Genomic DNA, 25,832 nt, shown 5'->3' with positions numbered 1-25,832 from the left:
CAGATCATTTCGGCGACGGGCATGCCTTGACGATGGCCGCGGCCCTCGGGCCGTCCATGAGACCGCCGTCGCTCGGGAACCAGTTCTGGTGCGGCCACTTCGCGATGAAGTCGGCGCGAGACGGCGCCGGAGGGTTGGCGATGCCGTTGGCCTGGTAGCACGGAGCCAGGAACCGGGTCAGGTAGTCGTAGAGCCAGCCCAGCTGCTGCTGTGTCATTGGTGACGTGGGCGGGTACGGATGCTCGACGTTGCACACGTAGGCGCCGATCGCCTCCTGCTCGTTGGTCGTCTCCGCGCCGACGCTGGTGGCTTTGTCGCCCTTCTGCGCGCCGGCCGGATAGCCGAGTGCGATGGGAACCTTCTGCTCCGTGTAGCACTGTGTCATCACGTCCATCTCGGTCGCGTCCGAGATGTAGCCGTCGAACGTCACCTGGGGGCGAACCGCCGAGGGGTACTGCTGCACAAGCTGTTTCCACGCCTCATCCGCGCGTGCGATCCTCAACTGCTCCGTCTGGGCAGCGGTCTGCGGAGCCGGTGCCGGCGAGGGGCCGAGATCGGGCATCGGCACGGTGACGGCCTCGGGCGTCGGCGTCGCCGTTGAACGAGCATCCGGATGCGCGGAGGCCGTGGCGGCGCAGCCGACGAGCAGGCCGACCGCAGCGAGCGTCGCCGCTGCCGTCGCGAACTGCTTGAGTCGACTGACGTTCCGCGCCACAATGCCCCCTTCTCCGCTGCGCTGCCGATCCAGACAGCGCTCGCGTCCATGTGCCTGAGCACACCCTAGGGGCTATCGCGTTCTTCGCCGCGGATTTCCGCACGTCGTCGCTCGGGGGTGGTCGTCGGTGAATCGGCCCCTGCGCGGTTGATACTCTCGCTCCGACGGCTTGGAGGGCGGACATGGGGATGACGGCGCCGGAGATCGACGTCTGGCCGGCGACGGATCCCTGCTATCGGCGGTCGGAGGTGTCGGCCGTCATCGGCTCCGGCCCCGCCGTCTGGGAGCGAGCGAGCACCGACGTGCTGCACTGGCGAGTGAAGACCGAGAGCGGGTTCACCGTCGATTCCGCTGAACGTGTCGCTGCGGGGCAACGGCTGGTGATCACCGCGCGTGTACTCGGCCTCGCCATCAGAGAACCGATCGAAGTCGTCGAGGTGGTCGAGGAGACCGATCGCGTGGGCTTCGCCTACCGGACCCGGCCGGGGCATCCGGTGTCGGGGGAGGAGTCGTTCATCGTGCAGCGAGACGGTGATCAGGTGAGCCTCGTCGTGCGATCGCTCACGCGCGCGGCCTCTCAGCAGCCGTGGCGCGCGCTGTTCCTGCTGCTGCTCGTCGCGCAGCGCGTGGCTCGCCGGAGGTACCTTCGGTCGCTGCGCTGAGCTACGGTCCGCGCCGACCGCGTCGGGCGAGGACGACGGCGAGGCCCGGCATACTTGTCTCCATGGATCAGTCGCGAGCTCCGGCAGACGACGAGGTCGTTCTCGAGACCGACCGGTTGCTCCTGAGACGGTGGCGCGTCTCAGACGCCGCTGTGCAGCACGAATTGTGGACCGAGCGTGACCCGCGCGTCCCTCCCCCTCGGCGGATCGATGCGGACGGACATCCCACCGTCGAGGACATCGAGGGCTGGATCCGCCGCGACGAGCACGCCTCGGTTCGTGATCTGCTGGTCGCAGAGCGCACGGGTGAGGGCGACGTCATCGGCTACTGCGGGCTGATCCCCAGCGTGCACGGGCAGGACGGAGAGCCGGAACTGGCGTTCGAGTTCCTGCGCCGAGTGTGGAACCAGGGGTACGCGACGGAGGCGTCGTGGGCCGTGCTCGCCTGGGCGGAGGCGTCGGGCTACCGCCGCCTGTGGGCGACAGTGCGCAACTGGAACACCGCGTCCCGCCGCGTGCTCGCCAAGCTCGGCTTCGTCGAGACCGGCCGGGTGCAACCGGATGCGCTGCATGGAGACTCACTGTTCACGAGCAGGGCGCTCTGACCGGGTCCGAAGAGGCCGTCGGTCATCGATACGTGTCTGCTGCTTCTAGGATTGCCGCAGGTGGCGTTCGTACGTTGCCCTGCCCCAGGAGGAAATGATCCCGATGTCTGAGCCCGCCCGCGGTTCCGTGCGCACCCGGCCAAGCCTGACGCTCGGCAATCCCGGCCTCGGGTGGCTGGCCGCGATCGCCGTCGTCGGCCTGATCGTCGGTGCGATCATCCTTGCGATCGTCGGGTCGACGCTGAGCGACACCACGGTCGGCGATATCGGCGAGGTCGGCGATTCCGCAACGGCCGTCCTGATCTCCGGTGCGCCCGACACCGGCCCGGCCACTTGGCAGGCGATCGGTGGCTGGCTCGTCCAGCTCGGAACGCTCGCGCTCATCGGCTACCTGGTGGCGTATGCCGTGCTCCGTCGGTTGTCTCCAGCTCCCCGACCTGAAACGAGCGGCCCGATCGACGACGAGTCGCCGCGCGGCGGGAACTAGTCTCGCGCGCGTAGCCATCGCCCGCGTGCGACGACCGGGTATCGCGCTCGCCGGCGCAGCGCTAGCCTCGCAGGGTGGGAGGGACAACCATGACGTTCCGCGAACTGCATTTCGAAGACGAGTTGTTGCTGCTGCCGAACGCGTGGGATGTCGGCTCCGCGCTCGCCTTCGCCGCAGCCGGTTTTCCTGCGATCGGCACGACGAGTTTCGGCGTGAATGCGTCGGCCGGGCAACCGGATGCTGCAGGCGCCAGCCGGGATGCCACCGTCGCGTTGGTCGGGCGAATCAGTTCGCTTCCCGTCTACATCTCCGCTGACATCGAGGACGGCTACAGCGATGATCCGGGTGAGGTCGCCGACCTTGTCGCGGGGCTTGACGTTGACGGCGTGAACATTGAGGACTCGGCTGACGGGCGACTGGTGGATCCGGCGGTGCTGGCCGCGAAGATCGTCGCAATCAAGCGTGCCGCGCCTCAGGTGTTCGTCAACGCGCGGGTGGACTCCTACTGGTTCCATGAGGACGACACGGTTGCTGCCGTCCTCGAGCGGGCGAAGGCGTACGCCGATGCGGGAGCGGACGGGATCTTCATCCCGGGTGCGGCGGACCCGGCGACGCTGGAACAGTTGACCGCCGGCATCCCGCTGCCCGTCAACGTGCTGGTCGTGCCGAGCCTCACGCTGGACGATCTGAAGAACCTGGGCATCCGTAGGGTCAGCACCGGGTCGCTGCCGTATCGCGCTGCGATCGACGCCGCCGTGGACGTCGCCAGAGCGGTGCGTGACAGGCGCGACGTACTGACCGCGACCTCCTATGACGAGTCGCAGCAGCGGCTCGTCGACTTCGCGTCGCGCGCGAAGCGTGGGGTGGCAGGGTCCCCCCGAACACCTGCCACCTGAGCGCCGCGCTTCCCCCGGGCGGCACCACCCGAAGAGACTATGCACGATTGGGCCGAAGAGGAATGTGCCGAAGGTCACATCGTTGTGGTCGTCCCTCGACCGGCGGAGCGGCCATCATTGTCGTGTGGTCACGAAGAAGCTGCTCTCCGAGGGCGACCGGGCGCGACAGGATGATCCGGTAGCGGTCGCGTCCCGCGTGGCCGATGAGCTGATCAGTCGACTCGACGGCCGCGGAAGTGCCCTGACGGCCGACGCGGCGACCACCGCTCAGCTGCGGTCGCAGGTGGGGCGAGTGATCGGGCGCACCTTCGAACGGCTCGGCATCGCTCCGGATGACCCGCTGCCGACCCCGCCCGACTTCAACGTCGGCGAGACGCGAGCGCGGCAGAACATCCACCCGGCCGACAGTCTCACCGCCGCGAAACTCCTGTTCGACGTCGCATTGGGCGCGATCGCGCTCGACCACCGCACCGAGGCGGAGATCGCGCGAGCACTGAACGCCTCGATCATGGAGAACGTCGTCCCCGCCTCGGTCGAGTACGTCAACGTGCTGCTCGAGCGCCTCGCGGTCGCGCACAGCGAGGAGCGCCTCAGCATCTCGCGGGAGCTGCACGACCGCGTCGCCCACAGCATTGCGGCGGGCATTCAGCGCGTCCGGATCGATCAGGAGCATCCGGAGGACAGCCACACGCGCATCCAGGAGGCACTCCTGCTCTTCGAGACCGCCCTCGAAGAGACCCGCGCGCTCGCAATGGACTTGCGCCACTCGGTCGGCGACAAGGGTCTCGAGCAGGCGATCGAGGATTACGTCTCCGATCTCGACGCCGACTCTCCTGCCGCTGAGGCACGCACGGCCGGCCGACCCCGTTCCCTGCCCGCGGGCGTGCAGGAGGAGGCGTTCATCATCGTCCGCGAGGCGATCCACAACGCTCGGCGACATTCGGGTGCGGCACAGGTGCGGGTGACGTCGACCTGGCATCCGGGCGGCATCGTCATCACGGTGGAGGACGACGGCGTCGGTTACGACCGCGACCGCATCCGGCCGGGAGCGCTGGGACTCATCGCGGCGCAGGAGCGTGCCGAGCTCATCGGAGCGGACCTCGACATCCAGACACAACCGGATGCCGGCACGACCGTCACCCTGACCATCGCGCACCCGCGGGAGAGCGTGTGATCAGAACAGTCGCCCTGGCCGACGACCATGCCCTGTTCCGGCAGGGCGTGCGTGCGCTCATCGAGAGCGACTTCACGGTGGTCGGCGAGGCCACCGACGGAAACGAAGCGGTCCGCCTGATCGAGCAGCATCAACCGGATGTCCTGCTGCTCGATGTCGAGATGCCGGGTCCGTCGGCCGAGCAGACAATCGGCAGGATCCGGCGGGTCTCGCCCGCGACGGCGGTCATCATCCTCACCATGCACTCGGATGCCGTCCTTCAACGCCGACTGGTCGGCGCCGGCGCATCCGCGTTCATGAACAAGAGCATCGACGGCGTCACCCTCCGCCGTGCGATCGCTGCGGCCGTCCCGCCCTCTTCGACGGCGCCGGCCGGACCCGAGAACCCTCCGGTGCCGCAGATTCTCACGGACCGCGAACTCGAAGTGCTCAGGATGATCGCCCAGGCCTACACGAATCGCGACATCAGCGGGCGCCTTCACATCGCGGAGGGCACGGTCAAGCGGCACACCACCAACATCTATGCCAAGCTCGGCGCCACCTCCCGGATCGACGCCGTGCGAAAAGCGGTGCGTCTCGACCTCTGGGGCTCCGAGGAGTGAGCACAAATCCAGTCGATGCGAGACATCGTCGGTCGCGCCGGTTGAGCGGCGCGTAAGAAGGGTGAGGCGCGAACGCGTGCGAAGGAAGTGCTGATCGGAGCGCTATATTTCAACGGCGATCAGCACGAAGAGCAGGAACGCGAGAAAGCGTCCGCTTGGGCGGTTCTCGAACTCGTCGGGGAATCGCTCATATGCGGCCGCCGCAGGCGCTGGTTCGCTGATCGTTTCGATGCGGAAACCCGCCGCAGCGAACGCGTCCGTCATGGCGTGAAGAGGTCTGTCCCAGAAAGTGAGCTCGGCCGTTCCAGCGCCCAAAGTCCATTCCTCGGTACGGGGCCGTGTCCCGAAATACTCTGACGTTCCGCCGGAGAGACGATCGCCGAGGAACGTCGCCGATGGATGCTCTTCGGAGACGATTAGGCGACCGCCGGGCTTCAACACACGGTGGAATTCAGCAAGTGTCGGTGCCCAGTCCTCGAGGTAGTGCAGCGCCTGGGACACGATGACGTCGTCGAAGGTGTCGTCGGCGAACGGGAGCGCATCCGCCAGGTCGGCGACGAACAGGTCAGCGTCGGTGCCGAGCCGTTGCCTGGCTTGATCCAGCATCCCCTGGCTCGAATCGAAGCCCGTGGCGACGGCGCCGCGGTCACGCAGATCCGAGAGGATCGGTCCCGAGCCGCATGCCGCATCGAGAATCCGATGTCCGGTGACGTCGCCCGCGAGCTGGATCAGCGCGGGCCGGTTGTAGTACTCGTTCAGGAGACTGGTCTCATTGAGGGCCGCGTACCCCTCGGCGATGCTGTCGTACGCGGCTCCTGCCGAGTGGTCGTCGGTGGTCGTGCCGTCGCGGGGAGTCTGAACCATGGGGTCATCGTGCCACACGGCACGATTGTAGGACGGAGTTCGCTGCGAGCGGCACGGACCAGCCGTCAGAGGCATCGGAGTTGGGGGATTCCGCCTAGTGCACGACGGTCGCACCACGCTGCGCGATGAAGCCCGCCGGCAGATCGAGAGTGGGGACCGTGACGCAGAAGCCTTTATGTGGTGGGCGATACCGGACTCGAACCGATGACCTCTTCCGTGTGAAGGAAGCGCGCTACCAACTGCGCCAATCGCCCTGAACTGCGCCGGAGAATCCCGGCTGCGAGACTCGATACTAGCCGACGAAACGGCCCCGGCGCACATCGGCCACGCGACACACCCGGTTACGTCTCCAGTTTGGAATTCGGCGATCGCATCGGCTAAAGTCATTCAAGTGCCGCAGAGATGCGGAACAAAATTGCGGATGTGGCGCAGTGGTAGCGCATAACCTTGCCAAGGTTAGGGTCGCGAGTTCGAATCTCGTCATCCGCTCGAGTCGGCCCGATCGAAAGATCGGGCCTCTCATCACGGTGGTGAACCCAAACGGTGGATTGGCCGAGAGGCGAGGCAGCGGCCTGCAAAGCCGTATACACGGGTTCGAATCCCGTATCCACCTCCAACCCGGGGTAACGCTCGGGTTTGGGCGATTGGCGCAGCGGTAGCGCGCTTCCCTGACACGGAAGAGGTCACTGGTTCGATCCCAGTATCGCCCACAGAGAGAAGCCCCCGGAGATCCGGGGGCTTTTTCCGTTTCTTGCGGACCTGTCCGTTGCGAATCCGGGCGTGCGCGTGGTTACGCGCTGGGTCGGTAGCGCAGCGCCGTCACTCCTGAGCGGAACTCTTGGCGATCCACGAGCTCGAGTTGGATGTGCTCGCGCAGGCCAGCGAGCAACGTCGGCCCGTGTCCGGCAAGCACCGGCTGCACAACGAACACGTACTCGTCGATCAGTCCCAGATCCGCCAACGCCAGGGGGAGCGTCACCCCGCCCACGAACAGGCCGTCGCCAGGCTCCTGCTTGAGCCGCTCGACCGCTTGCCTCAAATCGCCCCGCAGCAGCTCGGCATTCCAGTCCACCCCGCTCAGCGTGCTCGACACGACGTGCTTCTTCGCCCCGTCGATGGCCTCGGCGAACGGGAGCTGCCAGTCGTCCATCCACTCGGGCCACGCGCCCGTAGCCGGCCGCCGCCACGCCGACTCCATCATCTCGTAGGTCACCCGGCCGAAGAGCAGAGCATCGGCACGCTCCATCTCGGCAGTCCAGTAACGCATCGACTCCTCGTCCGGAGGAAGCCCCGCCTCGTGATGGCAGCAGCCGTCGAGAGTGACGTTGATGGCGTATCGAAGGGGTTTCATCTCGTTCTCTTCCGTGATGCGAGCGGCCGTACTCACCCGAACGTACGCTCATGCCGACCGCATCCGCATCTGAGTCCCCGTTGCGCCGGATATCGGTCCGCGTCGACTGGACACGGCGGTCGGCGCGCCTCGATAATTCGGTGTGATCCCTGCCCCACCCTTCGCCCATCCGACCGTGCCGTGCGCTCGATGACCGCCCCCGCCGTCGTCGCCCCCTCCACCGCCGAGCGACGGGCGCGCGTCGCGGTCGCGGCCCTGTTCTTCACGAACGGCGCGATCTACGCGAATGTGATCCCGCGTTTTCCTGAGATCAAGGCCGCCCTCGGACTCAGCGACACCCTCTACGGCCTCTCGATCGCCGCCGTGCCCGTCGGCGCGCTCCTCTCGGGTCTCGCGGCCGGCACGTTCATCCGGTGGCTGAGTTCCGCTCGGCTGGCGGCCATCGGCACCGTACTGCTCGCCGTCGCGATGTTCGTGGTCGGGCTGGCTGCCGCCCCTTGGATGTTCGCAGCCAGCCTGTTCGTCGTCGGGCTGCTCGACTCGATCACCGACGTGGCCCAGAACGCCCACGGGCTCCGCGTGCAGCGGCGCTACGGCCGTTCTATCATCAACTCGTTCCATGCGATCTGGTCGCTCGGCGCCGTCACGGGCGGGTTCATGGCCGCCGCGGCCATCGCCCTCCGCCTTCCGCTGTCCGTGCACCTGCTCGGCACCGCGGTGCTTTTCTCCGCGACGGCGATCGTGGCCCTCCGCTTCTGCCTCCCCGGACACGATGAAGCCGTTCCCGACGCGGCCGTGCCCGACGGGAGCATCCCCGACGCGGCCGTGCCCGACGTTCCCGCAGCACTCAGCAGCGTGCGACACAGGGCCCGGATCTCGCCGCGCATCGTCGCCCTGATGGCCGGCCTGGCGCTCATCGCCATCGCGAGCACGATCGTGGAAGACGTCGGCAACTCCTGGGCCACCCTCTACCTGGCCGACTCGCTCGCCGCGCCGGCCGCCCTGGCCGCGACGGGCTACATCGCTCTGATCGGCTTTCAGTTCATCGGGCGGCTCGTCGGCGACCGCCTGGTCGACCGTCTCGGTCAACGAGCGGTGGCCAGAGCGGGCGGGGTGCTCGTCTTCATCGGGATGGCCGTCGCGCTGGCGTTCCCGTCGATCGCGACGACTCTGCTCGGATTCGCCGCCGCGGGCTTCGGAATCGCGACGCTCGTACCCGCCACGATGTCGGCTGCCGACAGCATCCCCGGCCTGCGGCCCGGCACCGGATTGACCGTGGTGACGTGGCTGATGCGGTTGGGCTTCCTCCTCTCACCGCTCATCATCGGCGTCGTCTCCGACGCGACCGACCTGAGGGTCGCCCTCCTGATCGTTCCCATCGCCGGCGTGATCATCATCGTGCTCGCGGGCGTCCTGAAACGACGCGTCACGCCAGACGGAACCCCGAACCCGTCGTGACGGTGTTAATGGTGTTCAACGTCAGCCGGTGAACCCCTCGGCCCGCGCCCGGCTCAGCTGAGCATCCAGGTTGAAGACCTCGACCAGATCGGTGAAGCCCTCAACGCCCGCCTGGGAGCGGTCGAAGAATTCCTCCATCTCGGCCTGCCAGCGGGCGTCGACATCCGTCGCCGTCAACTGCGCCTGAGAGGCCGCCGGGTCGTCGCACTCGTAGTAGCCGAACAGCACCCCGTCGCCGCGGGAGAAGATGCTGTAGTTGCGCACCCCTGCCGCCTCCATCTCGGCGAGGAACTCCGGCCACACGGCGGTGTGCCGGTCGAGGTACTCGTCGAGCCGGTCGGGCTTCACCCGAAGCTGGAAGGCCACCCGGCGGGTCTGTGCGTCTGCGCTCATGGGCAACAGCATAGGGATGGTCGGCCGGGACGCCTGCCCGCACTAAAGTTGAACCGTCCAACAACGAACATTTAGGAGTGGAACAGGTGGCTGACGGCTTCGAGCTCTTCACCGACCGTTCCGTTGTCGCCATGCGCGTCAACGGCGAACTGAAAGATCTCGCGACGCAGGTCACGACCACCGACACCGTCGAGCCGGTCACGATCGACTCGCCCGACGGTCTGAACATCCTGCGCCACTCCACCGCTCACGTGCTCGCACAGGCCGTGCAGTCGATCAATCCGGAGGCCAAGCTCGGCATCGGGCCGCCCATCACCGACGGCTTCTACTACGACTTCGATGTCGTCGAGCCGTTCACCCCGGAGGACCTCAAGACCCTCGACAAGGAGATGTCGCGCATCGTTCGTGCCGGCCAGCGCTTCGTGCGCCGGGTCGTCACCGACGACGAGGCGCGCGCCGAGCTGGCGGACGAGCCGTACAAGCTCGAGCTGATCGGCCTCAAAGGCGGAGCGCAGAAGGGCGACACCGCGGCGTTCGACGCCGAGGAGAGCGTCGAGGTCGGCGGTGGCGAGCTGACGATCTACGACAATGTCGACCCCAAGACCGGCGAGACGGTCTGGAAGGATCTCTGCCGCGGGCCGCACCTGCCCAACACCCGGATGATCGGCAACGGCTGGGCTCTCACCCGCGTGGCCGCCGCCTACTGGCGCGGCTCGGAGAAGAACAAGCAGCTGCAGCGCATCTACGGAACGGCCTGGCCGACCAAGGACGAGCTGCGCGCCTACCAGACCCGCATGGAGGAGGCCGCCAAGCGCGACCACCGCAAGCTCGGCGCCGAGCTGGATCTCTTCAGCTTCCCCGACGAGATCGGCTCCGGTCTCGCGGTCTTCCATCCTCGTGGCGGCATCATCCGCAACGAGATCGAGAACTACATGCGCGAGCGGCTCATCGCCAACGGCTACGAGCTCGTCAACACCCCGCACATCACCAAGGGGCGCCTGTACGAGATCAGCCAGCACCTCAACTGGTACCGGGAGGGGATGTTCCCTCCGATGCACCTCGATGAGGAGACGGATGCCGAGGGTCACGTGACCCGCCAGGGCCAGGACTACTACCTGAAGCCCATGAACTGCCCGATGCACAACCTGATCTACCGGGCGCGCGGTCGCAGCTACCGCGAGCTCCCGCTGCGGTTGGCGGAGTTCGGCACCGTGTACCGCTACGAGAAGAGCGGCACGCTGTCCGGCCTCACCCGGGTGCGCGGCCTCACGCAGGACGACGCGCACATCTACGTGACCGAGGACCAGATCAAGGACGAGGTCGCGCGCCAGCTCGAGTTCGTTCTCGAGACGCTGCGCGGCTACGGCCTCACCGACTTCTACCTCGAGCTCTCGACGAAGGACCCCGACAAGTACGTCGGCTCCGACGAGAGCTGGGAGCAGGCGACGGAGACGCTGCGCGAGGTCGCGGTCGAGTCCGGCTTGGAGCTCGTGGACGACCCGGGCGGCGCCGCGTTCTACGGCCCGAAGATCTCGGTGCAGGCGCGCGATGCGATCGGTCGCACCTGGCAGCTCTCGACGGTGCAGCTCGACTTCAACCAGCCGGAGCTGTTCGAGCTCGAGTACAACGCGGCCGACGGCACGCGCAAGCAGCCGGCGATGATCCACCGCGCCCTGCTCGGCTCGATCGAGCGCTTCTTCGCGATCCTGCTCGAGCACTACGCCGGCGCCTTCCCGGTCTGGCTGTCGCCGATGCAGGTCGTCGGCATCCCGGTCGCGGATGCGTACGGTCCCGTGCTCGACGATGTCATCTCGCGTCTCCGGGCGCGCGGCGTGCGGGCCGAAGTCGACCACTCCGACGACCGGATGCAGAAGAAGATCCGCACGCACACCAAGGCGAAGGTCCCGTACCAGCTCATCGTCGGTGAAGAGGATGCCGCGGCCGGCACGGTCAGCTTCCGCTTCCGCGACGGTACTCAGCGCAACGGCGTGACCGTGGACGAGGCGATCGAACGCATCGTGTCGTCGATCGCGAACCACGAGCAGGTCGTCACCGCATGGCTCGACTGAGCATCGACGACTATTCCGGCCAGGCAGCCGGGGGAGACGACGGGGCATCCGACGCGGTGCGCATCGACGACCCCGGCTACCTGGTGGGCGTGCCCGACGAGTTCCAGCGCCTCTGGACGCCGCACCGGATGGTCTACATCCAGCACGGTCAGCAGCCTGGCCACGAGGACTGCCCGTTCTGCGTCGCTCCGACGATGAGCGACGAGGACGCCCTCATCGTCCATCGCGGCACGCACGCGTTCGCGCTGCTCAACCTGTTCCCCTACAACAGCGGCCACGTGCTCGTCTGCCCGTACCGGCACGTCGCGCTGTACGACGAGGCGACGCCGGAGGAGGTCGCCGAGATCGGCAGCATCACGCAGACGGCGATGCGCGTCATCCGGCAGGTGTCGAAGAACGACGGCTTCAACCTCGGCATGAATCAGGGTGCGATCGCCGGAGCCGGGATCGCCGCGCACCTGCACCAGCACATCGTGCCGCGCTGGGCGCAGGACGCCAACTTCCTGCCCATCATCGCCAAGACCAAGGCGCTCCCGCAGCTCCTCGGTGATGTGCGGACGGCGATCGCCGAGGCCTGGCCGACCGACTGAACCGGCGCGCGGCGTCAGCGCACGCGACGCACGGGGAACTGCTCGAGCGGGTTCGCGTAGACGTCCTGCGACTCGACGAGCTTGAGCTCCCGCTCGCCCGACTCCAGCGTGCGCGCGAGCAGGTCGTACACGCTCGAGACCGTCTTGCGGAGGGCGAGCTCGGCGTCCCCGGTGCGCACGTAGTGGGCGGTGAACAGGGCGGCGGTGACGTCGCCCGAGCCGTTGGCCTTCATCGGCAGCCGCGGCGTCTGCACGATCCATGCGCCCTCGTCGTCGACGGCGAGCATCTCGATCGTGTCGTCGGGGCGGTCCGGTCGTTCGACGCTCGTGACGAGGACCGTGCGCGGCCCCATGGCCCGCGCCGCGTCCACCGAGTCCAGCGTGGACTCGAGCGTGTCGGGCGAGGTGTTGGTGAGGTACCCGAGCTCGAACTGGTTCGGGGTGATGATGTCGGCGACCGGCACGACCCGGTCGCGGAGCAGGTCGGGGATCGCCGGGGCGACGAAACAACCGGATGTCGCATTGCCCATGACCGGATCGCAGGCGTAAACGGCATCCGGATTGGCGGCCTTGACCCGCGAGACGGCGTCGACGATCACATCGCCGATGCCTTCGCTGCCCTGGTAGCCGGAGAGCACTGCGTCGATCTGCCCGAGCACACCGCGCTCCTCGATGCCGGTGATGACGTCTCGCACGTCCTCCGGTGCGATGAGCGGGCCGCGCCACGCCCCGTAGCCGGTGTGGTTGGAGAAGTTCACGGTGTAGACGGGGAGGACCTCGACCCCGATGCGCTGGAGGGGGAACACGGCGGCGGAGTTGCCCACGTGACCGTAGGCCACCGCGGACTGGATCGACAGGATCTTCATCCGTCGATCCTCTCATCCCGCGGAGGCTGTGGTCGCCTCGGTCAGCGGGTGGACTCCGCCAGGTCGTCGATGAGGCGGGCGGTCTCCTCGTCGGTGAGGTCGTGCACCGTGAGCCGCAGGTGGTGCGAGGGGGCCGACCGCTCCGACAGGACGAACTCGTCGCCGGTCCTGGCGAGCCAGCCCCGCAGCACGAGCCGCTCCGCGACGGTCTTCGCCGCGACGGGGAGGGCGACCCAGAGGTTGAGGCCGTCCTCCGCCTCCGTCGGCAGACCGCGCTCGGTGAGATGGGCGGCGAAGGCAGCGTTGCGTTCGGCGTAGTGGCGACCGGCCGCTGCGATCGCGTGCAGCACCGTCCCGTCGGTGAGTTGAGCGAGCACGAGACGCTGCAGCAGATGGCTCACCCAGGTCGTGCCGGGACTGAGCCGGAGGGCGAGGCGCTCCGCCGTCTCCGGATCGGTCGCCGCGATGGCGAGGCACATGTCGGGCCCGAGGAACTTTGACACGGATCGGACGAGGGCGAAGCGGCGGTGCTCCGGACCGATGAGTGTCTCGTACGGCCGCTGGGAGAGCATCGAGAAGTGGTCGTCCTCGATGACGAGCACGTACGGATGCTCGGCGAGCAGCGCGCGCAGGTCGGCGGCCCGGCGCGGCGAGAGGGTCGCGCCGGTCGGGTTCTGTGCGCGCGGGGTGCAGATGATCGCCCGCACGCCGTCGTCGAGGGCAGCGCGGAGGCCGTCGACGGTCATCCCCTCGGAATCCACGGGAACCGGAACGGCCCGGTAGCCGCCCAGGCGCACCGTGTGGATGCTGGCGAGGAAGCAGGGATCTTCGAGGGCGACCGCGTCGTCGCGCAGAAGCGCCTGGGCCAGAAGACGTTCGACGGCGTCCACGGCTCCGCTGGTGACGGTGATCCGCAGGTCCCGGCCGGGGAGATCGTCGCGCACCCAGGCGAGCGCACGGTCTTCGAGGGCGGGGTCGATCACGGGCTCCCCGTACAGCACGGGTCGCCCGGTCGCCCGCGCAAGCGCCGTGGTCGGATCGGGGATCAGGCGGGGATCCGGGTTGCCGGTGCCGATGTCGCGGAGCACCGAGTCGGGCGCGTAGCCCTCTTGTGCGACGGCCTCGTGGCCGGCGATCACTGTCCCGGCGCGGCCGCGGGCGACGACCACGCCCGCCTGCGCGAGCAGACGGTAGGCCGCCACGGCCGTGTTGCGGTTCACGCCGAGCAGGGCCGCCAGTTCCCGCACCGGGGGCAGTGCGTCACCCGGTCGCAGCGCACCGCGTTCATGGAGCGTTCGCACGCTCGCGGTGATCTCCGCCGCCGTCGCGCCCGTGATGATCTGTTCGTCCATGTCGCTCCGAGCTCGAGCCTAACGAGCACCAGGGGGAGTGATATCGTTTGGCATAGGTCAAATACTACTGAACGACGGACGAGAGGACCACGATGGTCGACACGGAGAGCACCGCGACGGGATCGGACCGCGTCAAGCGCGGCCTGGCCGAGATGCTGAAGGGCGGCGTGATCATGGACGTCGTGACGCCGGACCAGGCACGCATCGCCGAAGACGCCGGTGCGGTCGCCGTGATGGCGCTCGAACGAGTCCCCGCCGACATCCGTGCGCAGGGTGGTGTCGCCCGCATGAGCGACCCCGACCTCATCGAGGCCATCATCGCCGAGGTGTCCATCCCCGTCATGGCGAAGGCCCGCATCGGCCACTTCGTCGAGGCGCAGGTGCTGCAGGCGCTCGACGTCGACTACATCGACGAATCCGAGGTGCTGAGCCCGGCCGACTACGTGAACCACATCGACAAGTGGGGCTTCACCGTCCCCTTCGTCTGCGGTGCAACCAACCTGGGTGAGGCGCTGCGCCGCATCAACGAGGGCGCCGCCATGATCCGCTCGAAGGGCGAGGCCGGCACCGGCGACGTCTCGGAGGCGACCAAGCACATCCGCAAGATCAAGTCGGAGATCGCGGCGCTCACCTCCATGAGCCGGGACGAGCTGTACGTCGCGGCCAAGGAGCTGCAGGCACCGTACGCGCTCGTCGCCGAGATCGCCGAGACCGGCACGCTTCCCGTCGTGCTGTTCACCGCCGGCGGCGTGGCCACCCCGGCCGACGCGGCGATGATGATGCAACTGGGCGCCGACGGCGTGTTCGTCGGTTCGGGCATCTTCAAGTCGGGCAACCCCGAGCAGCGCGCGGCCGCGATCGTCAAGGCCACGACGTTCTACGACGACCCGTCGGTCATCGCCGAGGTGTCCCGCGGACTGGGCGAGGCCATGGTCGGCATCAACGTCTCCGACCTCGCAGCGCCGCACCGCCTCTCCGAGCGTGGCTGGTAGCACCAGAGTCGGCGTCCTCGCACTGCAGGGGGATTTCCGCGAGCACATCGCGGTCCTCCGCTCCCTGGGCGCCGACGCGGTGCCGGTGCGCCGGCCGTCGGAGCTCGCCGAGGTCGGCGGCCTGGTGATCCCCGGCGGCGAGTCGAGTGTGATGGACAAGCTGTCGCGCACGTTCGGACTCGCCGAGCCGCTGAAGCAGGCCATCGCCGGCGGTCTTCCCGTCTACGGAACGTGCGCCGGCCTCATCATGCTGGCCGACAGCATCCTCGACGGGATCGCGGGCCAGCAGACGCTCGGCGGCCTCGACGTGCAGGTGCGGCGCAACGCCTTCGGTTCCCAGCTCGACTCGTTCGAGACCGACCTCGACATCCCCGCGCTCGGCGCCGAACCGATGCACGCCGTGTTCATCCGGGCGCCCATCGTGCACAGCGTGGGGGAGCGGGCGACTCCGCTCGCCCGGCTCGCCGATGGCCGCGTCGTCGCCGTGGAGCAGGGCGACCTGCTCGGCACGTCGTTCCACCCCGAGATGACCGGCGACGTCCGGTTCCACGAGTACTTCCTGAGCAAAGTGCGCGCAGCGGCATGAAGCTGATCGTGCTGCGGGGCAACTCGGGATCGGGCAAGAGCACGGTCGCGAGAGAGCTGCGCCGGATGCTCGGAGACGGGGTCGCCCTCGTCGAGCAGGACTACCTCGCGCGCACCGTGCTCGGCCAGCAGAAGACGGACGCCGGCGGCAACCAGGAGCTCATCGCCCTCGTCGCCCGGCACGCGCTCCACGCATCCGATGCGGTGGTGGTCGAGGGAATGCTGTCGAGCGCGCGCTACGCCGCGATGCTGCGCGACCTGGCGTCGGAGCCCGGCGTCACCGCGTGGTTCTACTACTTCGACGTGCCGTTCGACGAGACGGTAACCCGGCACGCGACGCGCGACAAGGCCGGCTCGTTCGGTGCGGACGAACTGCGTCAGTGGTTCGTGGAGGACGACCTGCTCCCGTTCGTGCGCGAGCGGCTGATCCCCGCGCAGAGTTCGGCGGCGGACACGGCGGCGACGATCGTCGCAGAGGCCGGTCTGCGCCCGGGCACGCTGCCCGGCTGACCCGGCGCATCCGCGGCGCGCGGGGTACGGATCCGCGGGAGCCGAGGCTCTACAATGGTCAGGATCTTTGAAAGCAGTCTGAGGGAGCACAGTGTCCGGGCATTCCAAGTGGGCCACCACCAAGCACAAGAAGGCCGTGATCGACCAGCGTCGCGCCAAGTCGTTCGCGAAGCTGATCAAGAACATCGAGGTGGCGGCCAAGATGGGCGGCGCCGACATGTCCGGCAACCCGACCCTCGTCGACGCGGTGCAGAAGGCGAAGAAGACGTCTGTCCCGAACGACAACATCGACCGCGCGATCAAGCGCGGAGCGGGCCTCACCGGTGAGAGCATCGACTACGCGACGATCATGTACGAGGGCTACGGCCCCAACGGCGTCGCACTGCTGATCGAGTGCCTCACCGAGAACAAGAACCGCGCGGCCGCCGAGGTGCGCACCGCGATGACCCGCAACGGCGGCACCATGGCCGACCCGGGCAGCGTCTCCTACAACTTCCACCGCAAGGGCGTCATCGTCGTGCCGCACGCCGACGGCGTGGACGAGGACGACGTGCTCACCGCGGTTCTCGACGCCGGCGCAGAAGAGGTCACCGACCGCGGCGAGACCTTCGAGGTGCTCACCGAGGCGACCGACATGGTCGCAGCCCGTGCGGCGCTGCAGGATGCAGGAATCGACTACGACTCCGCCGACGTCGAGTTCGTCGCCACGGTCAATGTCGAGGCCGACGCCGAGACGGCGCGCAAGGTCTTCCGCCTGATCGACGCGCTCGAAGACTCGGATGACGTGCAGAACGTCTACACCAACCTCGACCTGACCGCTGAGGTCCAGGCCGAGCTCGAGTCCGACTCCGAGTAGCGGCCGCCATGTCGGTGCGCGTCCTCGGCATCGACCCCGGCCTCACCCGCTGCGGCGTCGGCATCGTCGACGTGCGTCCGGATCGGCGTGCGACGCTCGTGGCGGTCACGGTCATCCGCACGCCGCCGGCGATGCCCCTGGAGCAGCGTCTGCTGGCGGTCGGCAACGGCATCGAAGAGCTGCTGGACGCCCACGGCCCGGCCGTCGTCGCCATCGAGCGCGTCTTCGCCCAGCACAATCTGCGCACGGTGATGGGCACCGCGCAGGTGAGCGGTGTCGCACTGCACGCGGCGGCGAAACGCGGACTCCCGGTCGCTCTGCACACCCCGAGCGAGGTGAAGGCAGCGATCACCGGCTACGGTTCCGCCGACAAGAAGCAGGTGCAGGCGATGGTGGCGCGCATCCTGGGTCTGGCGGAGGTGCCGAAGCCGGCGGACGCCGCCGACGCGCTCGCGATCGCCATCTGCCACGCCTGGCGGGGTGCCCCCGCAGCAGCACCGGGCCCGGACGGCGGCGACCTGACGCCCGCTCAAGCGGCATGGCGCGCCGCGGAACGCTCCAGCAGCCGAGCGTCGGCGGCGCCACGTAGGCTGGCCAGGTGATCTCCTCCCTCCGTGGCATCGTTCTCTCAGCGAGCGGTGGAACGGCCGTGATCGAGGTCGGCGGTGTCGGATTCTCGGTGCAGTTGACCCCCGACCACGTCCTCTCCCTCCGCATCGGTGACGAAGCGTTCGTCATGACCTCCCTCATCGTGCGCGAAGACGCGCTCTCGCTCTTCGGGTTCTCCGACGTCGAGCAGTTGCAGGTGTTCGAGCTGCTCACGGGCGTCTCCGGCGTCGGGCCCAAGTCCGCCATCGGCGTGCTGTCGGTGCTCTCTCCCGACCAGATCGCCGAAGCCGTCGCGGCCGACGACGATGCGCCGTTCCGCAAGGTGTCCGGCATCGGACCCAAGACCGCGAAGCTCATCGTCGTGTCGCTGGCCGGAAAGCTCACCGTCACGCGACGCGCCCCGGTGTCGCGCGCGTCCGCGGCTCCCTCATCGATCGGCGACAGCGTGCTGGTCGCGCTGGTCGGCCTGGGCTGGCCCGAGAAGGTGGCCGCCGAGGCCCTGGCAGAGGTGGTCGCGGAGACCGACGAGAGTCACCGCGACAGCATGCAGGCGCTCCTGCGTCTCACGCTGGCGCACCTCGGTCCGGCGAAGCAGAGCGGGCGGGCATGACGGTGAGCGACGACAGCGACCCCACCGCTCCCGAACTCGAGTCCGAATCGGAACTGGCCTTCGAGGGCGCCCTGCGCCCGCGCTCGCTCGCCGAGTTCGTCGGGCAGGCCAAGGTGCGCGGCCAGCTCCAGCTGCTTCTCACCGCGGCGAAGATGCAGGACCGCACCGCCGACCACATCCTGCTCGCCGGCCCTCCCGGGCTCGGCAAGACCACGCTCGCGATGATCGTCGCCCATGAGAGCGGGCGTCCGCTGCGGCTGTCGAGCGGTCCCGCGATCCAGCACGCGGGAGATCTGGCGGCCCTGCTGTCCTCCCTCACGCCTGGCGAGGTCCTCTTCATCGACGAGATCCACCGGATGGCCCGCTCCGCCGAGGAGATGCTGTACCTGGCGATGGAGGACTTCCGCATCGACATCATGGTCGGCAAAGGAGCGGGGGCGACGTCGATCCCGCTCGACCTCGCGCCGTTCACCCTCGTGGGCGCCACGACGCGCTCCGGTCTGCTGCCCAACCCGCTGCGCGACCGCTTCGGCTTCACGGCGCACCTCGAGTTCTACGACGAGGCGGAGCTCACGCAGGTGCTCCAGCGCGCGGCGGTGATGCTCGACTTCGACATCGACAGAGCGGCCCTCGCCGAGATCGCCGGACGCTGCCGGGGCACACCGCGCATTGCGAACCGGCTCCTGCGCCGGGTGCGCGACTTCGCCCTGGTACGCGGGGGAGCCGCCGACATCGAGGCCGTGCGCGGGGCGCTCGAACTCTACGATGTCGACCCGCTGGGCCTCGACCGTCTCGACCGCGCTGTACTGCACGCCATCCTGGAACGCTTCGGCGGGGGACCGGTCGGGCTCAACACCCTCGCCGTCTCGGTCGGCGAGGAGGCGGAGACGATCGAATCGGTCGTGGAGCCGTTCCTGGTGCGCATCGGGCTGCTCTCCCGCACTCCGCGCGGCCGCGTGGCGACACCGTCGGCGTGGCGCCATTTCGGGATCGACCACCCGCAGCAGGTAGGCTCACAGCAACCATCACTGATGGATGACTTATAATTCAAGCTGGCCTGTCGGCCAACCATTCTCAAACCGATTGAAGCGGCCTTGCGCCGCGCACTGGAAGGTGACCCCAACTCATGGGTGACACAACTCTGACCATCGTCATGGTCGTCGTACTGGCGGCCCTGGTCTTCTTCATGTTCCGCAACAGCCGCAAGCGTCAGAAGGAGGCGGCTGAGACGCGTTCGAAGATGGTCCCCGGTGTCGAGGTCATGACCAACTTCGGCCTGTACGGCCACCTGCTCTCCGTCGATGACGACGACAACACCGCTCTCATCGAGACCAGCCCGGGCACCGTCATCAAGGTGCACCGTCAGGTGCTCGCGCGCGTCGTCGAGCCCAAGGTCGACGAGCCGGCCGAGGTCGAGACCGCTGCCGCCCCTGAGCTGAACGAGGATCACGCCGTCCCGCTCACCGAGCCCGAGTTCGGAGAGCGCGTCGACGACGTCTCGAAGAAGCCCGGCGCGAAGAGCGACGACTGACCCCATTTCCTGTGTGCCCGCGTCGGTTCGGCGCGGGCACGCTCGTAGAAAGCTGAGTATTAGGTGGCAAAGTCGACCCCGGTCAAGAAGGCCTGGCGTTCACTGAGTTGGCTCGGCGTCATCGTCGTGGTGCTCCTCGGTACGCTCACGGCTGGCGTCATCTGGAGCAACGCGACGTGGCTGCCCAAGCTCGCTCTCGACCTCCAGGGCGGAACCCAGATCATCCTGGCGCCGCAGGTGCAGAACGGCCAGGCGATCGAGCAGCAGCAGCTCGACCAGGCCGTGTCGATCATCCGGCAGCGCATCGACGCCGCCGGCGTCTCGGAGTCGGAGATCTCGACCGAGGGTTCGAAGAACATCGTCGTCTCGATCCCCGGCACCCCCGACCAGCAGACGCTCGACCGCATCAAGGCGAGCGCCAAGCTCGACTTCCGTCCGGTGCTCATCTCGGGCGGCCCGACCAACGAGGTCGTCGGGGCCGACGGCAAGACGACACCGGCACCGAGCCCGGCTCCCGGCCTGCAGTCCACGCCCTCGACCAAGCCCACCAACGGCAGCGACCTCGCCTGGGTGACGCCGGAGCTCCAGGCGCAGTTCAACGCGTTCTCGTGCGACTCGGACGCCGCCAAGAACACCGGTACCGCGCCGACGGACGAACCGCTCATCACCTGTGACGACGGGGGCACGGTCAAGTACCTGCTCGGCCCCGTCGAGGTCCGCGGTCAGGACATCAAAGACGCCAACAGCGGGCTCATGCAGAGCTCCAGCGGTGTCAGCAACGGTCAGTGGGCCGTCAACATCATCTTCAACGATGCGGGCACCAAGGCCTTCGCCGACGTCACCACCCGCCTGAACGGCCTGACCGGCGCGCAGAACCAGTTCGCGATCGTGCTCGACGGCAAGGTCATCTCGGCCCCGACCACCAACGCCGTGATCACCGACGGCCGTCCGCAGATCAGCGGCAACTTCACGCAGGACAGCGCGAAGACCCTGGCCGACCAGCTCAAGTTCGGCGCGCTGCCGTTCTCGTTCAAGGTGCAGAGCCAGGACACGATCTCGGCGACGCTCGGTTCGTCGCAGCTGCTCGCAGGTCTCATCGCCGGTCTCATCGGTCTGATCCTGGTCGCGATCTACACCCTGTTCCAATACCGCCTGCTCGGCTTCGTCACGATCATTTCGCTCGTGGTCGCCGCCCTGCTCACGTACCTCACGATCTCTCTGCTCTCGTGGCACTACGGCTACCGCTTGTCGTTGGCAGGTGTGGCGGGTCTGATCGTCGCGATCGGATTCACGGCCGACTCGTTCATCGTGTACTTCGAACGAATACGCGATGAGTTGCGCGACGGCAGAGGTCTCGAATCCGCCGTCGAGGCGGGTTGGAAGCGAGCCCAGCGCACGATCTACGCCTCCAAGGCCACCAACCTGCTCGCCGCCGTCGTGCTCTACGTGCTCGCCGCGGCCAACGTCCGTGGATTCGCGTTCACCCTCGGACTCACGACGATCATCGACGTGCTCGTGGTGCTGCTGTTCACGCATCCGGTGCTGCAGCTGCTCGCGAAGACCCGCTACTTCAACAGCGGGAGCCCGTGGAGCGGTCTCGACCCGCAGGCGCTCGGTGCCGTGTACCGCGGCGCCGCTCAGTTCCGCAAGCCGGTGGCTGTCGCACCCGGAAAGGCTGCATCCGCCAGCAAGGAGGCGGCCCGCCGCCAGACCATCGCCGAACGCAAGGCGGCCGAACTGGCCTCCGCATCGGCGTCGTCGGATAGCAAGAGCGGGGGGAAGGACTCCTGATGGCCAGTCGACTCACCACATTCGGTAACGACCTCTACACCGGCGCCCGTTCGTTCGACTTCGTCGGCAAGCGCAAGATCTGGTACTGGATCGCGGCCGTCATGGTCATCCTGTCCATCCTGATCCCCGTGATCAAGGGCGGCTTCAACTTCAGCATCGAGTTCCGTGGCGGATCGCAGTTCACGATCACCAACGTCGACGACACCTCGACAGCCAAGGCGCAGGATGCGCTGGACAGCGTCGTTCCCAACAAGGTCGCTCACGTCACCACGGTCAACAACGACTCCGTTCGCGTTCAGACCGACCAGCTGACCGAGACGCAGACCAAGGAGGTCGCGGACGCGCTGGCGAAGGCCTACGACGTGCGCGCCACCGACGTCTCGTCGACGTTCATCGGACCCTCGTGGGGCGCGGATGTGACGCAGCAGTCGATCCAGGGCATCGTGGTGTTCCTGTTGCTGGCGTTCATCGCGATGGCGCTCTACTTCCGCACCTGGAAAATGTCGGCGTCGGCGATCATCTCGCTGTTCCACGACCTCATCATCACGGCCGGCATCTACGCGCTGGTCGGGTTCGAGGTGTCTCCCGCGACCATGATCGGCTTCCTGACCATCCTGGGTTACTCGCTCTACGACACGGTCGTGGTCTTCGACAAGGTCCGTGAGAACACCAAGGAAGAGCTGGAGCTCACCCGCCGCACGTTCGCGGAATCGGTGAACCTGGCGGTGAACCAGACCCTGGTGCGATCGATCAACACCGCCGTCGTGGCCGTGCTGCCCGTCGCCTCCATCCTCTTCATCGGAGCATTCGCGCTCGGCGCCGACACCCTGCGCGACATCTCGCTCGCGCTGCTCATCGGCATCATCGTCGGAACCTACTCGACGATCTTCCTGGCCGCTCCGATGTACTCGCAGTTCCGCGAGGGCGAGGCTGCCATCAAGAAGCACGACGCGAAGGTGCTCTCCATCCGGCCCAAGGCCGCCGCACCGCAGCCGGTGCCGGTCACGGCGGAATAGAAGGTGACCGTGAGCGGTTCTTATCTCGACGAAGACGAGGTGAGCGCCGCGCGCGCGAGCGAACTCGTCGGAGCGGGTTCGGCCTGGCTGCTCGACGTCCGCGAGGCGCACGAGTGGGAGGCCGGACACGCGCCGGATGCTCACCACATCCCGCTGTACGAACTCCAGACACGACAGCACGAGCTGCCCGAAGATCAGCAGATCCTGGTGGTCTGCCATTCGGGTGGTCGCTCCCGTCTCGCGACGGACGCCCTCAACCGGGCTGACTATCCCGCGGCCAATGTGGCCGGCGGGATGAGCGCGTGGCAGGCGCATGGCGCCGCCGTCGTTCGTGACGACGGCTCTGCGGGAGACGTCGTCTGAACGCCGGAGTCGGCCCCGTGAACGAGCGGGGTGTCGCGGCGGCGATAATAGGGAGAAGGAGGCGCGCGCATGGTTGATACGACACAGACTGCTTCGCTGCGCCGCCTCGTGCCGCGCATCTTCTCGCGCGCGCAACCGGCGGGAGCGGTCGACACGCTCATCCGGACGGTTCGGCTGCACCACCCGAAGGCCGATCTGTCGCTGATCGAACGCGCCTATACGGTGGCCGAACGCGCCCACTCGGGACAGAAGCGCCGGTCGGGCGAGCCGTACATCACGCACCCCGTCGCGGTCGCGCAGATCCTCGCCGATCTCGGGATCGGCGCCAAGACGATCGCGGCCGCCCTCCTGCACGACACGGTCGAAGACACCGAGTACACCCTCGACGAGCTGCGCGACGCGTTCGGCGATGAGATCGCGATGCTCGTCGACGGCGTGACCAAGCTCGACAAGGTCAAGTACGGCGACAGCGCGCAGGCCGAGACGGTCCGCAAGATGATCGTGGCGATGTCGAAGGACATCCGCGTGCTGATCATCAAGCTCGCCGACCGGCTCCACAACGCCCGCACCTGGGGGTTCGTGCCCGCCGCGTCGGCGACGCGCAAGGCGACAGAGACGCTGGAGATCTACGCGCCGCTCGCGCACCGCCTCGGAATCCAGACCATCAAGTGGGAGCTGGAAGACCTCTCGTTCGCGGTGCTCTACCCGAAGCTCTACGCAGAGATCGAGAGCCTCGTACGGCAGCGCACTCCCGAGCGCGAGCGCCTCGTCCAGCAGGTCATCGACTCGATCAACGACGATCTGAAGAGCGCGAAGATCCGCGGCAAGGTGGTCGGGCGACCCAAGCAGTACTACTCGATCTATCAGAAGATGGTCGTGCGCGGACGTGAGTTCGACGAGATCTACGACCTGGTGGGCATCCGGGTGCTCGTGAACTCGGTGCGCGACTGCTACGCCGTGCTCGGTCAGATCCACGCGCGCTGGACGCCGATGCCCGGGCGATTCAAGGACTACATCGCCACGCCGAAGTTCAACCTGTACCAGTCGCTTCACACGACGGTGATCGGTCCGGAGGGCCGCCCGGTCGAGATCCAGATCCGTACGGAGGAGATGCATCAGCGCGCCGAGTTCGGTGTCGCCGCGCACTGGAAATACAAGGAGCAGACGACAGGCAAGAGCTCCGGTGGCCCCGCCAAGGACGACACCGACCTCGCCTGGCTCGCGCACATCTCCGACTGGCAGGCCGAGACCGCCGACCCGAGCGAGTTCCTCGACTCGCTCCGCTTCGAGATCGGTGCCAAAGAGGTCTACGTCTTCACGCCGAAGGGTCGCGTCATCGGCCTGCCGGCGGGCGCGACACCGGTGGACTTCGCCTATGCCGTGCACACCGAGGTCGGGCACCGCACGATGGGCGCGAAGGTCAACGGTCGCCTGGTGCCGCTCGAGAGCACCCTCACGACCGGGGATGTCGTGGAGGTCTTCACGTCGAAGAACCCCGACTCCGGTCCGAGCCAGGACTGGCTCAATTTCGTCAAGAGCCCGCGTGCCAGGAACAAGATCCGCCAGTGGTTCACCAAGGAGCGCCGCGACGAGGCGATCGAGCAGGGCAAGGACGCGATCGCCCGTGCCATGCGCAAGCAGAACCTGCCGCTGCAGAAGCTGATGTCGCAGGACTCCCTGGTCGAGGTCGCGTCGCTGCTGAAGTACGACGACGTCTCGTCGTTGTACGCCGCGGTGGGCGAGGGTCACGTCTCGACGCAGTCGGTGATCGAGAAGGTCGTCGCGTCGGTGCAGACCGAGGCCGAGACGGATGGCGACCTCGAACTGCCCGTCAAGGGACGGTCTCGTCAGCTGCGCAACAGCGACTCCGGCGTGCTCGTGCGCGGTGCACCGGACATCCTGGTCAAGCTCGCGAAGTGCTGCACCCCGGTGCCCGGCGACCCGATCGTCGGCTTCGTGACGCGCGGGGCCGGTGTCTCCGTGCACCAGGCGAGCTGCCACAACGTGCAGTCGCTGCTGCAGGAGCCCGAACGGATGATCGACGTCGAGTGGGCGCCGAGCTCCAAGAGCGTGTTCCTCGTGCAGATCCAGGTCGAGGCCCTCGACCGGGCCGGGCTGCTGTCCGACGTCACGCGCGTGCTCTCCGAGCACCACGTGAACATCCTGTCGGCCACGGTGACGACGTCGAGCAATCGCCTCGCCCTCAGCCGATTCGTGTTCGAGATGGGGGACACCACCCACCTCGACCGCGTGCTGAACGCGGTGCGCCGGATCGACGCCGTCTACGACGTGTACCGGGTGAGCGCGGGCTGACTCTCGGGCGCGGCCCGATGCTGCGGGACCGCTGCGAGCCGGACCAGGGCTCGGCGCGTGCCGGGCGACTGGATGTGCCGTTTGATGTGCGCCTGGCACTCCGCCGGTGCGACGCCGGCCAGGGCCAGAAGCGCCTGCACCTGTAGGGCGAGTCCCGCCGTGAACCGCTGCTCGGTGCGGAGCAGATCGACCACGGTGCGCAGCGGCGAGGTGAGCCGCGCGCGCCCGACGCGCAGCACATCGCCGCGTTCGAGTGCGCACTGACGCAGGTCGATGCCGGGCGGATTCGATGCTGGGCCTCGTCGGGCGCGGTCGACGCACGCATGCAGCACGGGAGGGGGCTCGGCCCTGACGCCGTGGATCCACGCCGCCGTACGACGATCGGCGATCATGGACGGCGCGGCGAGGAGTGCGAATGCCTCAGCGCGCAACTCGTGCGTGTCGGGGGTGTCGAGCGTCGCATAGGAGTCGCCGACCCGATAGAGCTGTCCGTCGAGCCGCAGGGCGCTCAGTTCGGCCTGCGGGATCGTGGGAGGGCCGAGAAGCCGGGGGAGCACCGATGTCATGCTCCC

At 67.8% G+C, this 25,832-nt stretch carries 28 protein-coding genes and 4 tRNA genes; 24 read left to right on the top strand and 8 right to left on the bottom strand.

Annotated elements, in window-relative coordinates:
* Nucleotides 1-4 precede the first annotated feature (4 nt).
* Nucleotides 5-715, bottom strand: a complete 711-nt coding sequence (locus PKE84_RS19240; RefSeq protein WP_271178849.1) for a hypothetical protein — start codon at nt 713-715, stop codon at nt 5-7.
* 182 nt (nt 716-897) lie between these two features.
* Between PKE84_RS19240 and PKE84_RS19235 the strand changes: the two genes are divergently transcribed.
* From PKE84_RS19235 to PKE84_RS19210, 6 genes are all read left to right on the top strand, one after another.
* The gene (locus PKE84_RS19235; RefSeq protein ID WP_271178848.1) at nt 898-1,377 is read left to right on the top strand and encodes a DUF1990 family protein; all 480 of its coding nucleotides are present in this window, start codon (nt 898-900) and stop codon (nt 1,375-1,377) included.
* Between the two features lie 62 nt (nt 1,378-1,439).
* Complete coding sequence (locus PKE84_RS19230) at nt 1,440-1,982, top strand: GNAT family N-acetyltransferase (protein WP_271178847.1); 543 nt, start codon at nt 1,440-1,442, stop codon at nt 1,980-1,982.
* Between the two features lie 103 nt (nt 1,983-2,085).
* Nucleotides 2,086-2,469: a hypothetical protein gene (locus PKE84_RS19225; RefSeq protein ID WP_271178846.1), complete on the top strand. Its 384-nt coding sequence runs from the start codon at nt 2,086-2,088 to the stop codon at nt 2,467-2,469.
* An 89-nt stretch (nt 2,470-2,558) separates the two neighbouring features.
* Complete coding sequence (locus PKE84_RS19220) at nt 2,559-3,365, top strand: isocitrate lyase/PEP mutase family protein (protein WP_271178845.1); 807 nt, start codon at nt 2,559-2,561, stop codon at nt 3,363-3,365.
* 124 nt (nt 3,366-3,489) lie between these two features.
* Nucleotides 3,490-4,539 carry a sensor histidine kinase gene (locus PKE84_RS19215; RefSeq protein ID WP_271178844.1) on the top strand — a complete coding sequence of 350 codons (1,050 nt, stop codon included), beginning with the start codon at nt 3,490-3,492 and terminating at the stop codon, nt 4,537-4,539.
* A complete protein-coding gene (locus PKE84_RS19210) occupies nt 4,536-5,141 on the top strand; it encodes a response regulator transcription factor (protein WP_271178843.1) in 606 nt (201 codons plus the stop codon). The genes PKE84_RS19215 and PKE84_RS19210 overlap by 4 nt, the downstream gene beginning before the upstream one ends.
* 102 nt (nt 5,142-5,243) lie before the next feature.
* Here PKE84_RS19210 and PKE84_RS19205 read toward each other — a convergent pair whose 3' ends face one another.
* Nucleotides 5,244-6,023, bottom strand: a complete 780-nt coding sequence (locus tag PKE84_RS19205; RefSeq protein WP_271178842.1) for a class I SAM-dependent methyltransferase — start codon at nt 6,021-6,023, stop codon at nt 5,244-5,246.
* Nucleotides 6,024-6,183: 160 nt separating this feature from the next.
* A tRNA-Val gene (locus PKE84_RS19200) sits at nt 6,184-6,259 on the bottom strand.
* Nucleotides 6,260-6,422: 163 nt separating this feature from the next.
* Here PKE84_RS19200 and PKE84_RS19195 point away from each other — a divergent pair.
* From PKE84_RS19195 to PKE84_RS19185, 3 genes are all read left to right on the top strand, one after another.
* Nucleotides 6,423-6,494 (top strand) — tRNA-Gly (locus PKE84_RS19195).
* 53 nt (nt 6,495-6,547) lie between these two features.
* Nucleotides 6,548-6,621 (top strand) — tRNA-Cys (locus PKE84_RS19190).
* Between the two features lie 22 nt (nt 6,622-6,643).
* Nucleotides 6,644-6,715: transfer RNA gene (locus PKE84_RS19185), tRNA-Val, on the top strand.
* Nucleotides 6,716-6,795: 80 nt separating this feature from the next.
* Here PKE84_RS19185 and PKE84_RS19180 read toward each other — a convergent pair.
* Nucleotides 6,796-7,356 (bottom strand): dihydrofolate reductase family protein, encoded by a 561-nt coding sequence (locus PKE84_RS19180; protein ID WP_271178841.1) that lies wholly within the window; start codon nt 7,354-7,356, stop codon nt 6,796-6,798.
* A gap of 189 nt (nt 7,357-7,545) precedes the next feature.
* Between PKE84_RS19180 and PKE84_RS19175 the strand changes: the two genes are divergently transcribed.
* Nucleotides 7,546-8,814 carry an MFS transporter gene (locus PKE84_RS19175; protein ID WP_271178840.1) on the top strand — a complete coding sequence of 423 codons (1,269 nt, stop codon included), beginning with the start codon at nt 7,546-7,548 and terminating at the stop codon, nt 8,812-8,814.
* A gap of 21 nt (nt 8,815-8,835) precedes the next feature.
* Here PKE84_RS19175 and PKE84_RS19170 read toward each other — a convergent pair whose 3' ends face one another.
* The gene (locus PKE84_RS19170) at nt 8,836-9,207 is read right to left on the bottom strand and encodes an L-rhamnose mutarotase (RefSeq protein WP_271178839.1); all 372 of its coding nucleotides are present in this window, start codon (nt 9,205-9,207) and stop codon (nt 8,836-8,838) included.
* An 86-nt stretch (nt 9,208-9,293) separates the two neighbouring features.
* On the opposite strand from PKE84_RS19170, the gene thrS reads away from it, so the two are divergent.
* Together thrS and PKE84_RS19160 are read left to right on the top strand one after the other, a co-directional pair.
* Nucleotides 9,294-11,276, top strand: a complete 1,983-nt coding sequence (gene thrS / locus PKE84_RS19165) for a threonine--tRNA ligase (RefSeq protein ID WP_271178838.1) — start codon at nt 9,294-9,296, stop codon at nt 11,274-11,276.
* Nucleotides 11,264-11,866 (top strand): HIT family protein, encoded by a 603-nt coding sequence (locus PKE84_RS19160; protein WP_271178837.1) that lies wholly within the window; start codon nt 11,264-11,266, stop codon nt 11,864-11,866. The genes thrS and PKE84_RS19160 overlap by 13 nt, the downstream gene beginning before the upstream one ends.
* A gap of 14 nt (nt 11,867-11,880) precedes the next feature.
* Here PKE84_RS19160 and pdxY read toward each other — a convergent pair whose 3' ends face one another.
* Together pdxY and PKE84_RS19150 are read right to left on the bottom strand one after the other, a co-directional pair.
* Nucleotides 11,881-12,732 carry a pyridoxal kinase PdxY gene (pdxY, locus tag PKE84_RS19155; RefSeq protein WP_271178836.1) on the bottom strand — a complete coding sequence of 284 codons (852 nt, stop codon included), beginning with the start codon at nt 12,730-12,732 and terminating at the stop codon, nt 11,881-11,883.
* Nucleotides 12,733-12,773: 41 nt separating this feature from the next.
* A complete protein-coding gene (locus PKE84_RS19150) occupies nt 12,774-14,084 on the bottom strand; it encodes an aminotransferase class I/II-fold pyridoxal phosphate-dependent enzyme (RefSeq protein WP_271178835.1) in 1,311 nt (436 codons plus the stop codon).
* Between the two features lie 92 nt (nt 14,085-14,176).
* Between PKE84_RS19150 and pdxS the strand changes: the two genes are divergently transcribed.
* From pdxS to PKE84_RS19090, 12 genes are all read left to right on the top strand, one after another.
* Nucleotides 14,177-15,076: a pyridoxal 5'-phosphate synthase lyase subunit PdxS gene (gene pdxS, locus PKE84_RS19145; protein ID WP_271178834.1), complete on the top strand. Its 900-nt coding sequence runs from the start codon at nt 14,177-14,179 to the stop codon at nt 15,074-15,076.
* A complete protein-coding gene (gene pdxT, locus PKE84_RS19140) occupies nt 15,066-15,662 on the top strand; it encodes a pyridoxal 5'-phosphate synthase glutaminase subunit PdxT (protein WP_271178833.1) in 597 nt (198 codons plus the stop codon). The genes pdxS and pdxT overlap by 11 nt, the downstream gene beginning before the upstream one ends.
* Entirely contained in the window at nt 15,659-16,171 is a 513-nt protein-coding gene (locus PKE84_RS19135) for an AAA family ATPase (RefSeq protein WP_271178832.1), read from the top strand. Before pdxT ends, PKE84_RS19135 begins: the two co-directional genes overlap by 4 nt.
* 91 nt (nt 16,172-16,262) lie before the next feature.
* Nucleotides 16,263-17,027 (top strand): YebC/PmpR family DNA-binding transcriptional regulator, encoded by a 765-nt coding sequence (locus PKE84_RS19130; RefSeq protein ID WP_271178831.1) that lies wholly within the window; start codon nt 16,263-16,265, stop codon nt 17,025-17,027.
* Nucleotides 17,028-17,041: 14 nt separating this feature from the next.
* Nucleotides 17,042-17,629 carry a crossover junction endodeoxyribonuclease RuvC gene (gene ruvC / locus PKE84_RS19125; RefSeq protein ID WP_271178950.1) on the top strand — a complete coding sequence of 196 codons (588 nt, stop codon included), beginning with the start codon at nt 17,042-17,044 and terminating at the stop codon, nt 17,627-17,629.
* Entirely contained in the window at nt 17,626-18,246 is a 621-nt protein-coding gene (gene ruvA, locus PKE84_RS19120) for a Holliday junction branch migration protein RuvA (RefSeq protein ID WP_271178830.1), read from the top strand. The genes ruvC and ruvA overlap by 4 nt, the downstream gene beginning before the upstream one ends.
* The gene (gene ruvB, locus PKE84_RS19115; RefSeq protein WP_271178829.1) at nt 18,243-19,292 is read left to right on the top strand and encodes a Holliday junction branch migration DNA helicase RuvB; all 1,050 of its coding nucleotides are present in this window, start codon (nt 18,243-18,245) and stop codon (nt 19,290-19,292) included. The genes ruvA and ruvB overlap by 4 nt, the downstream gene beginning before the upstream one ends.
* An 80-nt stretch (nt 19,293-19,372) precedes the next feature.
* Nucleotides 19,373-19,777 carry a preprotein translocase subunit YajC gene (yajC, locus tag PKE84_RS19110; RefSeq protein ID WP_271178828.1) on the top strand — a complete coding sequence of 135 codons (405 nt, stop codon included), beginning with the start codon at nt 19,373-19,375 and terminating at the stop codon, nt 19,775-19,777.
* Nucleotides 19,778-19,840: 63 nt separating this feature from the next.
* On the top strand, nt 19,841-21,568 hold the full coding sequence (secD, locus tag PKE84_RS19105) for a protein translocase subunit SecD (RefSeq protein WP_271178827.1): 1,728 nt from the start codon (nt 19,841-19,843) through the stop codon (nt 21,566-21,568).
* Nucleotides 21,568-22,584, top strand: a complete 1,017-nt coding sequence (gene secF, locus PKE84_RS19100; RefSeq protein ID WP_271178826.1) for a protein translocase subunit SecF — start codon at nt 21,568-21,570, stop codon at nt 22,582-22,584. Before secD ends, secF begins: the two co-directional genes overlap by 1 nt.
* 9 nt (nt 22,585-22,593) lie before the next feature.
* Nucleotides 22,594-22,947, top strand: a complete 354-nt coding sequence (locus PKE84_RS19095) for a rhodanese-like domain-containing protein (protein ID WP_271178825.1) — start codon at nt 22,594-22,596, stop codon at nt 22,945-22,947.
* Nucleotides 22,948-23,016: 69 nt separating this feature from the next.
* Nucleotides 23,017-25,260: a RelA/SpoT family protein gene (locus tag PKE84_RS19090; RefSeq protein WP_271178824.1), complete on the top strand. Its 2,244-nt coding sequence runs from the start codon at nt 23,017-23,019 to the stop codon at nt 25,258-25,260.
* On the opposite strand, the gene PKE84_RS19085 is transcribed toward PKE84_RS19090, so the two are convergent.
* A complete protein-coding gene (locus PKE84_RS19085) occupies nt 25,230-25,826 on the bottom strand; it encodes a hypothetical protein (protein WP_271178823.1) in 597 nt (198 codons plus the stop codon). The genes PKE84_RS19090 and PKE84_RS19085 overlap by 31 nt on opposite strands.
* Nucleotides 25,827-25,832: the final 6 nt, after the last annotated feature.

The organism is Leifsonia poae, from assembly GCF_027921845.1.
Lineage (GTDB): Bacteria > Actinomycetota > Actinomycetes > Actinomycetales > Microbacteriaceae > Leifsonia > Leifsonia poae.
The sequence above is the reverse complement of the archived record's forward strand: the minus strand, read 5'-3'. Positions and strand labels throughout refer to the sequence as shown.

Bases quoted from the DNA above. Each gene is read 5' to 3' on its own strand.
- PKE84_RS19235 (WP_271178848.1), top strand. From the start codon at position 898: ATGGGGATGACGGCGCCGGAGATCGACGTCTGGCCGGCGACGGATCCC.
- PKE84_RS19230 (WP_271178847.1), top strand. From the start codon at position 1,440: ATGGATCAGTCGCGAGCTCCGGCAGACGACGAGGTCGTTCTCGAGACC.
- PKE84_RS19225 (WP_271178846.1), top strand. From the start codon at position 2,086: ATGTCTGAGCCCGCCCGCGGTTCCGTGCGCACCCGGCCAAGCCTGACG.
- PKE84_RS19220 (WP_271178845.1), top strand. From the start codon at position 2,559: ATGACGTTCCGCGAACTGCATTTCGAAGACGAGTTGTTGCTGCTGCCG.
- PKE84_RS19180 (WP_271178841.1), bottom strand. From the start codon at position 7,356: ATGAAACCCCTTCGATACGCCATCAACGTCACTCTCGACGGCTGCTGC.
- PKE84_RS19175 (WP_271178840.1), top strand. From the start codon at position 7,546: ATGACCGCCCCCGCCGTCGTCGCCCCCTCCACCGCCGAGCGACGGGCG.
- PKE84_RS19170 (WP_271178839.1), bottom strand. From the start codon at position 9,207: ATGAGCGCAGACGCACAGACCCGCCGGGTGGCCTTCCAGCTTCGGGTG.
- PKE84_RS19160 (WP_271178837.1), top strand. From the start codon at position 11,264: ATGGCTCGACTGAGCATCGACGACTATTCCGGCCAGGCAGCCGGGGGA.
- pdxY (WP_271178836.1), bottom strand. From the start codon at position 12,732: ATGAAGATCCTGTCGATCCAGTCCGCGGTGGCCTACGGTCACGTGGGC.
- PKE84_RS19150 (WP_271178835.1), bottom strand. From the start codon at position 14,084: ATGGACGAACAGATCATCACGGGCGCGACGGCGGCGGAGATCACCGCG.
- pdxS (WP_271178834.1), top strand. From the start codon at position 14,177: ATGGTCGACACGGAGAGCACCGCGACGGGATCGGACCGCGTCAAGCGC.
- PKE84_RS19135 (WP_271178832.1), top strand. From the start codon at position 15,659: ATGAAGCTGATCGTGCTGCGGGGCAACTCGGGATCGGGCAAGAGCACG.
- ruvB (WP_271178829.1), top strand. From the start codon at position 18,243: ATGACGGTGAGCGACGACAGCGACCCCACCGCTCCCGAACTCGAGTCC.
- yajC (WP_271178828.1), top strand. From the start codon at position 19,373: ATGGGTGACACAACTCTGACCATCGTCATGGTCGTCGTACTGGCGGCC.
- secF (WP_271178826.1), top strand. From the start codon at position 21,568: ATGGCCAGTCGACTCACCACATTCGGTAACGACCTCTACACCGGCGCC.
- PKE84_RS19090 (WP_271178824.1), top strand. From the start codon at position 23,017: ATGGTTGATACGACACAGACTGCTTCGCTGCGCCGCCTCGTGCCGCGC.
- PKE84_RS19085 (WP_271178823.1), bottom strand. From the start codon at position 25,826: ATGACATCGGTGCTCCCCCGGCTTCTCGGCCCTCCCACGATCCCGCAG.